The sequence below is a fragment of the Streptomyces sp. SYP-A7185 genome (assembly GCF_046103685.1).
Classification (GTDB): Bacteria; Actinomycetota; Actinomycetes; order Streptomycetales; family Streptomycetaceae; genus Streptomyces.
The window spans coordinates 6,364,058-6,376,149 of the sequence record NZ_CP122310.1; the positions used below are offsets into that span (position 1 = coordinate 6,364,058).

General features: G+C 70.3%; 9 protein-coding genes. 5 read left to right on the forward strand and 4 right to left on the reverse strand.

Translation table 11 applies throughout. The features are described 5' to 3' along the window. The first annotated feature begins 162 nt into the window (after nt 1-162). The 4 genes from QBL25_RS28115 to QBL25_RS28130 all read left to right on the forward strand — a co-directional run bounded on the left by QBL25_RS28115 (nt 163) and on the right by QBL25_RS28130 (nt 4,496). Nucleotides 163-1,146 carry a tetratricopeptide repeat protein gene (locus QBL25_RS28115; RefSeq protein WP_409059750.1) on the forward strand — a complete coding sequence of 328 codons (984 nt, stop codon included), beginning with the start codon at nt 163-165 and terminating at the stop codon, nt 1,144-1,146. A 691-nt stretch (nt 1,147-1,837) separates the two neighbouring features. After that, nucleotides 1,838-2,455: a DUF6230 family protein gene (locus QBL25_RS28120; RefSeq protein ID WP_409059751.1), complete on the forward strand. Its 618-nt coding sequence runs from the start codon at nt 1,838-1,840 to the stop codon at nt 2,453-2,455. A gap of 138 nt (nt 2,456-2,593) precedes the next feature. Continuing rightward, a complete protein-coding gene (locus tag QBL25_RS28125; protein ID WP_409059752.1) occupies nt 2,594-3,148 on the forward strand; it encodes a DUF6114 domain-containing protein in 555 nt (184 codons plus the stop codon). Beyond that, nucleotides 3,138-4,496 (forward strand): hypothetical protein, encoded by a 1,359-nt coding sequence (locus QBL25_RS28130; RefSeq protein WP_409059753.1) that lies wholly within the window; start codon nt 3,138-3,140, stop codon nt 4,494-4,496. Before QBL25_RS28125 ends, QBL25_RS28130 begins: the two co-directional genes overlap by 11 nt. 103 nt (nt 4,497-4,599) lie before the next feature. Here the strand turns inward: QBL25_RS28130 and pyk are convergent, their stop codons facing one another. The 3 genes from pyk to pta all read right to left on the reverse strand — a co-directional run bounded on the left by pyk (nt 4,600) and on the right by pta (nt 9,434). Next, on the reverse strand, nt 4,600-6,018 hold the full coding sequence (pyk, locus tag QBL25_RS28135) for a pyruvate kinase (protein ID WP_409059754.1): 1,419 nt from the start codon (nt 6,016-6,018) through the stop codon (nt 4,600-4,602). Between the two features lie 87 nt (nt 6,019-6,105). Further along, nucleotides 6,106-7,353 carry an acetate kinase gene (locus tag QBL25_RS28140; RefSeq protein ID WP_409059755.1) on the reverse strand — a complete coding sequence of 416 codons (1,248 nt, stop codon included), beginning with the start codon at nt 7,351-7,353 and terminating at the stop codon, nt 6,106-6,108. Further along, the gene (gene pta, locus QBL25_RS28145) at nt 7,350-9,434 is read right to left on the reverse strand and encodes a phosphate acetyltransferase (RefSeq protein ID WP_409059756.1); all 2,085 of its coding nucleotides are present in this window, start codon (nt 9,432-9,434) and stop codon (nt 7,350-7,352) included. The genes QBL25_RS28140 and pta overlap by 4 nt, the downstream gene beginning before the upstream one ends. Before the next feature lie 300 nt (nt 9,435-9,734). On the opposite strand from pta, the gene QBL25_RS28150 reads away from it, so the two are divergent. Further along, complete coding sequence (locus QBL25_RS28150) at nt 9,735-10,760, forward strand: ATP-dependent 6-phosphofructokinase (RefSeq protein ID WP_409059757.1); 1,026 nt, start codon at nt 9,735-9,737, stop codon at nt 10,758-10,760. 188 nt (nt 10,761-10,948) lie between these two features. Here the strand turns inward: QBL25_RS28150 and QBL25_RS28155 are convergent, their stop codons facing one another. Beyond that, complete coding sequence (locus QBL25_RS28155) at nt 10,949-11,584, reverse strand: XRE family transcriptional regulator (RefSeq protein WP_409062801.1); 636 nt, start codon at nt 11,582-11,584, stop codon at nt 10,949-10,951. Nucleotides 11,585-12,092: the final 508 nt, after the last annotated feature.

The following is a 12,092-nucleotide window of genomic DNA, read 5'->3' on the forward strand; positions in this document are numbered from 1 at the left end:
AGCGACAACCACAGCGGCAAGCACCGGCACGGGGTGGGGACCCCGCGCCACAACCATCGGTCCTCCTCGGGACCTTGGCGCCACGGCCGTCCGCGGCCCCGCAATCCGGCGGGGGGCCTCGGACGGGCGCGGTTCCCGCACGGCTTGGGGGAGGATGTACTCATGCAGCCACGGAACATGTCCATGAGCGGAGTCGTCGACCTCGCCGCCGTGAAGGCGGCCCAAGAGGCCAAGGCGAAAGCGGAGCAGGCGCGCGCCGAAGCGGCGCGGCAGGGCGGGGGCGTGGCCTCCGGCGTCTCCCCGTCGAGCCTGGTCATCGACGTCGACGAGGCCGGTTTTGAGCGCGACGTCCTTCAGCGCTCCTCCGAAGTACCCGTCGTCATCGACTTCTGGGCCGAGTGGTGCGAGCCGTGCAAGCAGCTGAGCCCGCTGCTCGAAGGCCTCGCGCGGGAGTACAACGGCCGTTTCGTCCTCGCCAAGATCGACGTGGACGCCAATCAGATGCTGATGCAGCAGTTCGGGGTCCAGGGGATCCCGGCGGTCTTCGCGGTGGTGGCCGGGCAGGCCCTGCCGCTCTTCCAGGGCGCGGCCCCGGTGGAGCAGATCCGCCAGACCCTGGACCAGTTGATCCAGGTCGGCGAGGAGCGCTTCGGCCTGACCGGCCTCGCCGTCGACCCGGCCGCCGGCGGTGACGGCCAGGAGGCGCCCGTCGCCGAGGTCCCGGCAGGCCCGTACGACGCCCTGCTCGAAGCCGCGGTCCAGGCGCTGGACGCGGGTGACCTGGGCGGCGCGGTCCAGGCGTACCGCAACGTCCTGAACGACGACCCGGGCAACACCGAGGCCAAGCTCGGCCTGGCCCAGGCCGAACTGCTCCAGCGCGTCCAGGGCCTCGACCCGCAGCAGGTCCGCAAGGAGGCCGCCGACCGGCCCGCGGACGTGGCCGCGCAGATCGCCGCCGCCGACCTCGACCTGGTGGGCGGTCATGTGGAGGACGCCTTCGGGCGGCTCATCGACGCGGTCCGGCGCACGGCGGGCGAGGACCGGGACGCCGCCCGGGTGCGGCTGCTCGAACTCCTCGACGTGGTCGGTTCGGACGATCCGCGGGTGACCGCGGCGCGCACGCAGCTCGCGCGCGTGCTTTTCTGACCGGTTTCCGACCCTGTTCAGACGTTCGACCCGGACTCGGCCGTTCGCCCCTTCGCGGGCCGTTCGCTGACCAGTCCCTAAACGCCGGGGCTTGTGTTGCCCGAGTGAAAATTTGCCGCTCAGGCGTCACAGTGGCCGCGCTTTACCAAAACTTGGTAAACGCGGCCACTGTTACTTGGAGTAAGCCCAGGTCGGACTTCTGTCCTGGTGTGCCCTTCAACATCCCGTTCTGCCCCTGCCCATGGGTGCACCGTCCGTGCCCGGTCGATACCGGGCGGTCGTGCTTCGGTTATCGCGCCGTTACTAGCGAGTAACGAACCCCCTTGTGCGGGGGCCGAGAATGCACCACGATCGGCGACGCTCGGTCCAATAACCCGCAGCCCGCAAGCCAGACGGGAGCGGGGTTTCTGGGTCCCCACCGAGCAGGCCGGAGGCACCCCGCCGCCGGCCTTGGACAGGGGGGTCTCTGCCAGTCCGGCAGGGCCTGTCCGGCAGGTTGTGCGTGTCGCGTGCGACCAGTGGTTGTCGCTCGGGGGTGATCGCCGGTGCTGAGTGGCGCAGTTCGTTGCGCGCCTCCCATGCGGGCGCTCTCCTTCCCGAGGACGTAGCGCTTCTCCCATCCCTGCCCGGCTGAGCCGCCCGAAAGGGACCAGTCAGGGCCGGAGATGTACGTCCGAGAAGGAGGAAAGTCATGGAGTCCGTGGCTCGTGGCGGAACCAGATGGAAGCGGTTCGCCGTAGTCATGGTGCCGAGCGTCGCGGCGACTGCCGCGATAGGCGTGGCCCTCTCGCAGGGTGCACTCGCGGCATCGTTCAGTGTGTCCGGTCAGCAGTTCAAGGTGACTGCCGACCAGCTCGACGGTACGGGTTTCGTCCAGTACGGGGCGCTTGACAGCGGTAAGTCGGGTAACCACCCGGTCGCCGTCGTCGGCCTCGAATCGGCCAAGATCACCAACCTGTGTCAGTCCGTCGTCGTTCCGGTCCCCGTCTTCGGCGATGTGTCGATGACCCTCAAGGCCGGCGCCAAGGGCGGCCCCAGGGTCGAGGCGAAGAAGCTCTACATCGACGCCGATGACCTGAAGGCCGACGCGACGTTCACCAACGTCGACATCGGCGTCTCGGTCGACCAGACCACCAAGGGCCCGGGTCCGTCGAAGGGCGACAAGTACGCCCCCGACTCGTTCGCGCAGCAGGCTGACAAGGTGCGTTTCACCGACGTCAAGCAGCGTGCGTGGGCGACCACCGCCGGCACCTTCAAGCTCTCTGGTCTGGGCATGTCGGTGAAGAAGGGCAAGCACGAGTGCTACTGAGGCGACTGACGCCTTAGCAGCGGTACTTGTCGCGAAGAAACGGCCGGGCGCGGGGGCGCACGGATCTCCACTCAACCGTCCCCGTGCCCGAATCCGCAGGACACAGAACCAACGCCATTCCCCGAGGAGCTGTACGACATGAGCGCCGAAGCGCAAGTGGGGCTGGGCGACAAGCTCGGCCGGATGCGCCGATCGTTCCGAGGGTGGCGCGGTCAGCGCCCGTTCTGGGGTGGTCTGCTGACGTTGCTCGGCGGCATCCCGATCATGTACTTCCCGTACGCGAACCTCACGATCGGCACGATGACGATCCGGATGGCGACGACCGCCGGTGCCGGTTCGCTGATCATCGGCGTCCTGCTTGTCGTGCTCGGCCTGACCATGTGGTTCCAGCCGCATTCCCGGATCTTCGCGGGTGTCGCGGCGATTCTGCTCGCCCTGGTCTCTCTGGTGGTCTCCAACTTCGGCGGCTTCGTCATCGGCTTCCTGCTCGCTCTGCTCGGCGGTGCCCTCGGCATCTCCTGGGCGGCGGCCAAGCCCGTGAAGGAGTCCGCGAGGAAGCGGACCGAAGGCTCCGACGACGGGGCGCCGGAGCCCGCGGCCGCGGGGGCCGCGAACGGGGTGAGCGGCACTACGGACGATCTGTCAGGAACGAGCCCGGACAACGGGACGAACGGGAGGCACCGTGCCGGCTGACGAGGTGCACCATGAGGACTCCGCGGGGGAGCCCCGCGCGAGATCCGGGCCGCGCCACGCGGCACCCAGAAAGCCGCTCCTCACCCGCCTGCACGTGCCGGCGGGCAAGGCGATAGCCATCGCGGCCATGCCGACCGCGGTCCTCATGGGCATGGGTCTGACCCCCCAGCTCGCGCAGGCCAAGCCGCTGCCGAAGAACCCCTTCCAGGACGGCCCGTGCGTCACGGCGCCGGACGACGCCTCCAAGGACACCGAGAAGGAAGCCGACGAGGCCGCCGCCCAGAAGGCGGCGAAGGAGAAGGCCGAGCAGGAGAAGGCCGACAAGGCCGACGAGAAGTCCGGCACGAGCGGCGACGACGAGTCCGGCAAGGCCACCGCCGAGCCGACGCCCGCGCCGTCCGCCGGTGACAAGGCGGGCTCCGAGGACTCCGACGACTCCGGCAAGGCCGAGCCCGCCCCGTCCGCATCCGAGGACGACAAGGCCGACGAGCCCGCTCCGGAGCCCTCCGAGACCAAGAACCCGCTGGACCCGCTGGGTGTCGGTGACGCGCTCAAGGACATCTTCACGCCCGACGAGAAGAAGACCGAGAGCCCCACGCCCACCCCCTCCGCCTCGGAGGAGAGCAAGACACCCGAGTCGGACGGCGACAAGGCCGGGGACGCGGCGAAGGACGCGGTCGACGACGTCACCAAGCCCGTCGAGGACACCGTCGACGGGGTCACGGACGGCGTCAAGGACGGTGCCGACAAGGCGAAGGACGAGGCCGAGAAGGCCAAGGCCGAAGCCGAGAAGGCCGCCGAAGAGGCCGCCGAGAAGGCCGGGGCCGAGGAGTCCGCCGACCCGATGGCACCGGACGAGGACGGCAAGAAGCCGTTCCCGTGCGTGGTCGAGAAGAAGGTCGACGGAAAGGCCGAGCAGACGCCCGCGCCGATCCCGAACCAGCCGTGGTACCTGGAAGCCAGCTCGCTCACCCTCAAGGGCGCGGACTACCAGGGCGTCGTGAACCTGACGATGCCCAACGGCGAGGGCAAGCAGGCGCTGAAGTACGTCATCCAGAACACGGACATCGGCGACCTGCACCAGATCGTCGACGGCCCGGCCGGGAAGAAGTACCACGTCCAGGCCGCCAAGGGCTCGACCTCCACGATCCGTGGCGGCGAGACGACGATGTACACCGAGTCGATCTCCGGCAAGCTCTTCGGTCTGATCCCGATCACGTTCGACCCGGAGCACCCGCCGCCCCTGAACATCCCGCTGATCTACTTCACGGACGTGAAGGTCAAGCAGGCGGGCCAGTTCGGCGGCAACCTGCACGTACCCGGCCTGAGCCAGACGATCACCGACTGACCTCACGGCCACCGCCCGGCAGCACGGACCACCGGGAGCCGCACAGCGCCGAGGGCGCCCCCTGTGTCAGGGGGCGCCCTCGGCGCTGTGCGGGGAGGCGGTGTCAGCCGCCCAGGTGGTGCACCCGGACCATGTTGGTGGTGCCGGGGACGCCGGGGGGCGAACCGGCCGTGATGATCACGGTGTCGCCGTCGTTGAAGCGGTTCAGCTTCACCAGCTCGGCGTCGACGAGCTCGACCATCGCGTCGGTGTTGTCGACGTGCGGGACCACGTACGAGTCCACGCCCCAGCTCAGGGTGAGCTGGTTGCGGGTGGCCTGGTCGGTGGTGAAGGCCAGGATCGGCTGGGCCGCGCGGTAGCGGGAGAGGCGGCGGGCCGTGTCACCGGACTGCGTGAAGGCGATCAGCGCCTCGCCGCCCAGGAAGTCCGCGATCTCGCACGCGGCACGGGCCACCGAACCACCCTGCGTACGCGGCTTCTTGCCGGGCACGAGCGGCTGGAGGCCCTTGGAGAGCAGCTCCTCCTCGGCCGCCACGACGATCTTCGACATCGTCTTGACGGTCTCGATCGGGTAGGCGCCCACGGACGACTCGGCGGACAGCATGACCGCGTCCGCGCCGTCCAGGATCGCGTTGGCGACGTCGGACGCCTCGGCGCGCGTGGGGCGCGAGTTGGTGATCATCGACTCCATCATCTGGGTCGCGACGATCACCGGCTTGGCGTTGCGGCGGCACATCTCCACGAGGCGCTTCTGCACCATCGGGACCTTTTCGAGCGGGTACTCGACGGCCAGGTCGCCGCGGGCGACCATGACGGCGTCGAAGGCCGCGACGACGCCCTCCATGTTGGCGACGGCCTGCGGCTTCTCCACCTTGGCGATGACGGGGACCCGGCGGCCCTCCTCGTCCATCACCTTGTGCACGTCCTTGACGTCGCCGGCGTCGCGCACGAAGGACAGGGCGACCATGTCGCAGCCCATCTTCAGGGCGAAGCGCAGGTCCTCGACGTCCTTCTCGGAGAGCGCGGGCACGTTCACGGCCGCGCCGGGCAGGTTGATGCCCTTGTGGTCGGAGATGACACCGCCCTCGACGACGATCGTCTTGACGCGCGGGCCGTCCACCTCGACGACGCGCAGCTCGACGTTGCCGTCGTTGATCAGGATCTGGTCGCCCTTGGAGACGTCACCGGGCAGACCCTTGTAGGTGGTGCCGCAGATGGACTTGTCGCCGGGGACGTCCTCGGTGGTGATGGTGAACTCGTCACCGCGCACCAGCTCGACGGGGCCCTCGGCGAAGGTCTCCAGACGGATCTTCGGGCCCTGGAGGTCGGCGAGGACGCCGACGGCACGGCCGGTCTTGTCGGCAGCCGCACGGACGCGGTCGTACCGCCCCTGGTGCTCGGCGTGCGTGCCGTGGCTGAAGTTGAAGCGGGCCACATTCATACCGGCTTCGATCAGCGAGACGAGCTGCTCTTCGGAGTCGACGGCGGGGCCCAGCGTGCAGACGATTTTGGAACGGCGCATGGGGGCGATCCTATCGGTTTGTTTCGCTTCGGAATATTCCGTCTGGTGGAATCTACAAATGGGCGGAAGCGCGCTCAGGCGTGGCGGTCACGACGGGTCGCCGAGCGCCGCCACCAGCGCGTAGGTCTGCTGCGCGATCTCCAGCTCCTCGTCGGTGGGGACGACGGCGACCGCGACCCGCGCGTACTCCGGCGAGATCAGCCGCGCCTCGTCGGAACGTACGACGTTGAGCTCTCCGTCGACCGCGAGTCCCAGTTCCTCCAGGCCCGCGACGGCAGCCTCCCGCACCGGCGCCGCGTTCTCGCCGACCCCCGCCGTGAACGCGATGGCGTCCACCCGGCCGAGCACGGCGTAGTAGGCGCCGATGTACTTCTTCAGCCGGTGGATGTAGATGTCGAAGGCGAGCGAGGCGGCCTCGTCGCCCTCGTCGATCCGCCGACGGATCTCCCGCATGTCGTTGTCACCGCAGAGACCGACCAGACCGCTCTTCTTGTTGAGCAGGGTGTCGACCTCGTCGATCGACATCCCGCCGACGCGGGCCAGGTGGAAGACGACCGCCGGGTCCACGTCACCGGAACGGGTACCCATCACGAGTCCCTCAAGCGGCGTGAGCCCCATCGAAGTCTCCACGCACCTGCCGCCCCGCACGGCGCTCGCGGACGCGCCGTTGCCCAGGTGCAGCACGATGACGTTCACGTCCTCGGGCGCCCTGCCCAGCAGCTTGGCGGTCTCCCGGGACACGTACGCGTGCGAGGTGCCGTGGAAGCCGTAGCGGCGCACCCGGTGCGCGTCCGCGGTGGCCACGTCGATCGCGTAGCGCGCCGCCGACTCCGGCATCGTCGTGTGGAACGCCGTGTCGAAGACGGCGACCTGCGGCAGGTCGGGGCGCAGGGCCCGGGCCGTGCGGATGCCGGTGACGTTGGCCGGGTTGTGCAGCGGCGCGACCGGGACGAGCCGCTGGATCTCCGCGAGCACCTCGTCCGTGACGACCGTCGGCGCGGTGAACTTCAGGCCGCCGTGCACCACGCGGTGGCCGATCGCCGCCAGGTCGGGGGAGTCCAGGCCAAGACCGTCGGCGCTCAGCTCGTCGGAGACCGCCCGCAGGGCAGCCTCGTGGTCGGCGATCGGCTCGTTGCGCTCGCGCGCCCGGCCGCCGCCCGTCAGCGGGGTGTGCTTGAGCCGCGAGGTCTCCTCGCCGATGCGCTCGACCAGGCCGACCGCGAGACGGGAGCTGTCGCGCATGTCGAGCAGCTGGTACTTCACCGACGACGAGCCGGAGTTGAGGACGAGGACACGGGTGGCTGTCACGGGTGCGGCGCTTTCTGTAGTGGTCATGCGGAGGTGGCGGGCCGGCCCTGGGCCTGGATCGCGGTGATCGCGACGGTGTTGACGATGTCCTGGACGAGGGCGCCGCGGGACAGGTCGTTCACCGGCTTGCGCAGCCCCTGGAGGACCGGTCCGACGGCGATCGCGCCGGCCGAGCGCTGGACCGCCTTGTACGTGTTGTTGCCGGTGTTCAGGTCCGGGAAGATCAGCACGCTGGCCTGGCCCGCGACCTCCGAGCCCGGCAGCTTCGTCGCCGCGACCGAGGGCTCCACGGCGGCGTCGTACTGGATCGGGCCCTCGATCTTCAGGTCGCTGCGGCTGCGGCGCACCAGCTCGGTCGCCTCGCGCACCTTGTCGACGTCGGCGCCCGAACCGGACGTGCCCGTGGAGTACGAGAGCATCGCGATCCGCGGCTCCACGCCGAACTGCTCGGCGGTGGCCGCCGCCTGGACGGCGATGTCGGCGAGCTGCTCGGCGTCCGGGTCCGGGTTGACCGCGCAGTCGCCGTAGACGAGCACCTTGTCGGCGAGGCACATGAAGAAGACCGAGCTGACGATCGAGGCGTCGGGCTTCGTCTTGATGATCTCGAAGGCGGGCCGGATGGTGGCCGCCGTGGAGTGCACGGACCCCGACACCATGCCGTCGGCGAAGCCCTCCTGCACCATCAGGGTGCCGAAGTAGTTCACGTCGGCGACGACGTCGTGCGCCAGCTCGACGGTGACGCCCTTGTGGGCGCGCAGCTCCGCGTACTTGGCGGCGAACGCGTCCCGCAGCTCGGAGGTCTGCGGGTCGATGAGCTGCGAGTCGGCGAGGTCGACGCCGAGGTCCGCGGCCTTCTTGCGGATCTGCTCGACGGGACCGAGCAGCGTCAGGTCGCAGACGCCGCGGCGAAGGAGCACGTCGGCGGCGCGCAGGACGCGCTCCTCGGTGCCCTCCGGCAGGACCACGCGGCGCTTGTCGGAGCGGGCCTGCTCCAGGAGCTTGTGCTCGAACATCATCGGCGTGACGCGGTCGCTGCTGGGCGCCTGGACGCGGCTGAGCAGGCCGGCCGTGTCGACGTACCGCTCGAAGAGGCCGAGGGCGGTCTCCGCCTTGCGGGGTGTGGCGGCGTTCAACTTCCCCTCCAGGGCGAAGAGTTCGCCCGCGGTGGGGAAGGAGCCGCCGGAGACCGCGATGACCGGGGTGCCGGGCGCGAGGCGGTCGGCGAGCTTCAGGATCGCCTCGCCCGGCTGCTCGTTCAGGGTGAGCAGGACGCCCGCGATGGGCGGCGTACCGGCGCTGTGCGCGGCGAGCGAGCCCACCACGAGGTCGGCGCGGTCGCCGGGGGTGACCACCAGGCAGCCCGGGGTCAGGGCGTTCAGGAAGTTCGGCAGCATCGCGCCGCCGAAGACGAAGTCGAGCGCGTCACGGGCCAGGCCCGCGTCGTCGCCGAGCACGACACGGCCGCCGAGCGCGTGGGTGATCTGGGCGACCGTGGGGGCGGCGAGCGCCGGCTCGTCCGGCAGGACGTAGCTGGGCACGGGGAGGCCGGCCGCGAGACTGTCGTGAATCTCGTCGCGGTCGGCGGGCGCCACCCGGTTGGTGACCATCGCCAGGACGTCGCAGCCCAGGCTCTCGTAGGCGCGGTAGGCGTTGCGCGTCTCGGAGCGGACGGACTCGGCGGTCTGGTTCTTGCCGCCGACGACGGGTATCACCGAGGCGCCGAACTCGTTGGCGAGGCGCGCGTTGAGCGACAGCTCGTCCGGGAGCTGGGTGTCGGCGAAGTCCGTGCCGAGCACCAGGACGATCTCGTAGTCCCGCGCCACCCGGTGAAAACGGTCGACGAGCCGGGAGACCAGCTCGTCGGTGCCCTGCTCGGCCTGGATCGCGGAGGCCTCGTGGTAGTCCATGCCGTAGCCGGACGCCGCGTCCTGCGCGAGGCGGTAGCGGGCCCGCAGCAGATCGAAGAGACGGTCGGGCCCGTCGTGGACGAGCGGACGGAAGACCCCCACCCGGTCGACCTGGCGGGTCAGGAGCTCCATGACTCCCAGCTCGATGACCTGGCGGCCGTCGCCCCGGTCGATCCCGGTCACGTACACGCTGCGCGTCACGCGTGCTCTTCCCTTCTCCGCTGCGGTTTCCCTCGCCGACCGGCGAGACCGGGCGACTTCCGTCAGGGCCGGACAAATGACCCGATATGGTTGCCGTGCCCTCTTGACAATACCTCTGCGGCTGGCTAGGTCGCCCGCCGACGAAAGGCCCTGTGGAGCGGGCCCAAAGCCCTCCTCCCCAGGATCTGGCCGTGCAGCCGTCGGGCGGGGGTGGTTCCTGTGCGAGCAGCGACCCCCGCGCGGCCGTGGAACAATCGGACCGGCTCACAAGTATCAACAGCGAGCAGGAGACACAGCACGATGCGCATCGGAATTCTCACCGCAGGCGGCGACTGCCCCGGCCTCAACGCAGTGATCCGGTCGGTCGTGCACCGAGCCGTCACGCACTACGGCGACGAGGTCATCGGCTTCGAGGACGGTTACGCGGGCCTGCTCGACGGCCGCTACCGCTCCCTCGGCCTGAACGAGGTCAGCGGCATCCTGGCCCGTGGCGGAACGATTCTCGGCTCCTCCCGCCTGGAGCGCGACCGCTTCCGCGCCGCTTGCGAGAACGCGCCCGCGCTCGCCAAGGAGATCGGCTTCGACGTGCTGATCCCCATCGGCGGCGAGGGCACGCTCACGGCCGCGAAGATGCTGTCGGACGCGGGCCTGCCGGTGGTGGGCGTCCCCAAGACCATCGACAACGACATCTCCTCCACGGACCGCACCTTCGGCTTCGACACGGCCGTGGGTGTGGCGACGGAGGCGATGGACCGCCTCAAGACGACCGCCGAGTCCCACCAGCGCGTGATGGTCGTCGAGGTCATGGGCCGCCACGCGGGCTGGATCGCCCTGGAGTCCGGCATGGCGGGCGGCGCCCACGGCATCTGCCTGCCCGAGCGCGCCTTCGACCCCGCCGACCTGGTCAAGATGGTCGAGGAGCGGTTCTCGCGCGGCAAGAAGTTCGCCGTGATCTGCGTGGCGGAGGGCGCGCACCCGGCCGAGGGCACCATGAACTACGGAAAGGGCGCGATCGACCAGTTCGGCCACGAGCGCTTCCAGGGCATCGGCACGGCGCTCGCGTACGAGCTGGAGACCCGCCTCGGCAAGGAGGCCAAGCCGGTCATCCTCGGCCACGTCCAGCGCGGCGGCACCCCGACGGCGTACGACCGCGTCCTCGCCACCCGCTTCGGCTGGTACGCGGTGGAGGCGGCGCACCGCGAGGAGTACGGCCGGATGACGGCCCTGCGGGGCACGGACATCACGATGGTGCCGCTGGCGGAGGCGGTCACGGAGCTGAAGACGGTGCCGAAGGACCGGATGGACGAGGCGGAGTCGGTTTTCTAGGGAGTCGGTTTTCCGGGGATACGGGTTCCCGGGGCCCGGCGGGTTGCCCGGTCAACGGCGGGGCGGCGCGCCGGGGGCTGAACGCCGGCGGGGCGGCGCGCCGGCAGGGCTGCGCGGTGAACGGCGGGGCGGCGCGCCGGCAGGGCTGCGCGCCGGCAGGGCTGCGCGCCGGCAGGGCTGAACGCTGGTCAGCCCCTCGCCGAGCTGCCCCGGACCTGGGTCCAGAAGTGCTCCAGGATCTTGTCCAGGAAGTCCTTCCCGGCGCTCCCCGACGCGTCGGCCCCGGCCCCGCCGCCCCAGCTGAGCGTGCGCACCATGCGTGACTGGTAGTCGGCGTGGAGCTGCTGGAGCACGTCTTCGAGGTGCCGCTTCTGCACGGGCAGCATCTTGCCGACCGGCCGCACGTACCCCTGCCAGCGGGAGGTCACCGCGCTGCGCAGCAGCTCGGCGAGCTCGTCGGCGCGCCCGATGACGTTGATGAAGTCGGGCAGGGGCAGCTGGAGCACCTCGGCGAGGGCGGCGGACTGCCGCTCGTTGCCCCGCCAGCTGTTGGTCTCCTCCATGTGCAGATAGGCCTGGATCTCGACCCCGGACCCCCGGGCCACGTCCTCCGGGGCGAGCCCTCGGGCCAGCCGGTGCTCGCGCAGGGTGGTCGCGGCGCCCATGAGCTCGCCGGGGGAGCACCACAGGGTCCCGGCGAGGGCGGTGAGCTCGGCGGAGGTGGGCGCGGCGAGCCCGCGCTCCCAGGCGGCGATGGTCTCCGGGGTGATGTAGGCGAGCCCATAGCTCGCCCGCATCCCATAGGCGACGTGCCCGTGCGCCATCCCCAGGGCCTCGCGGAGACGCCGGGCGGCGGGGAAGTTGAACGGGGGTGTGGGCTGGTGCGGCGATCGGCTCGGTTGCACGGGCACACGGTATGGGCGCGAAGCCCTGGCGACTACGGTGCGTTCATACGAGGTTGCGTATTGGTGCGAAGCTACGGGGCGGGGCTCGGGGCCGGCGGGGAAGCCGATCTCTCCGGCGGCCAGGACCGCGCTTCCACCCGCGCACGCCACATGCTCCGACCGGCGTGGTGCGAGCAGCAGGGTGTGCGACGTGTCGACGACGAAGGTGAACGGCTGATCCAGTTCGTCCTGATCGCGCGAAGCGAGAAATTCCGCCAGGTCTCGCGCGGACCGAATCGGATTCCCGCCGCGCAACGCAACCTCCTCCCTTATTTCAGGAGGCCCCACCTAGTCGTACACCGGGACGTGCACGCTCTACCCTTCCGCGTCGAGACGCAGATCGTGGACACCACGAAGAGAATCGTCGGTCGGGGACGGTTCTCCCGCG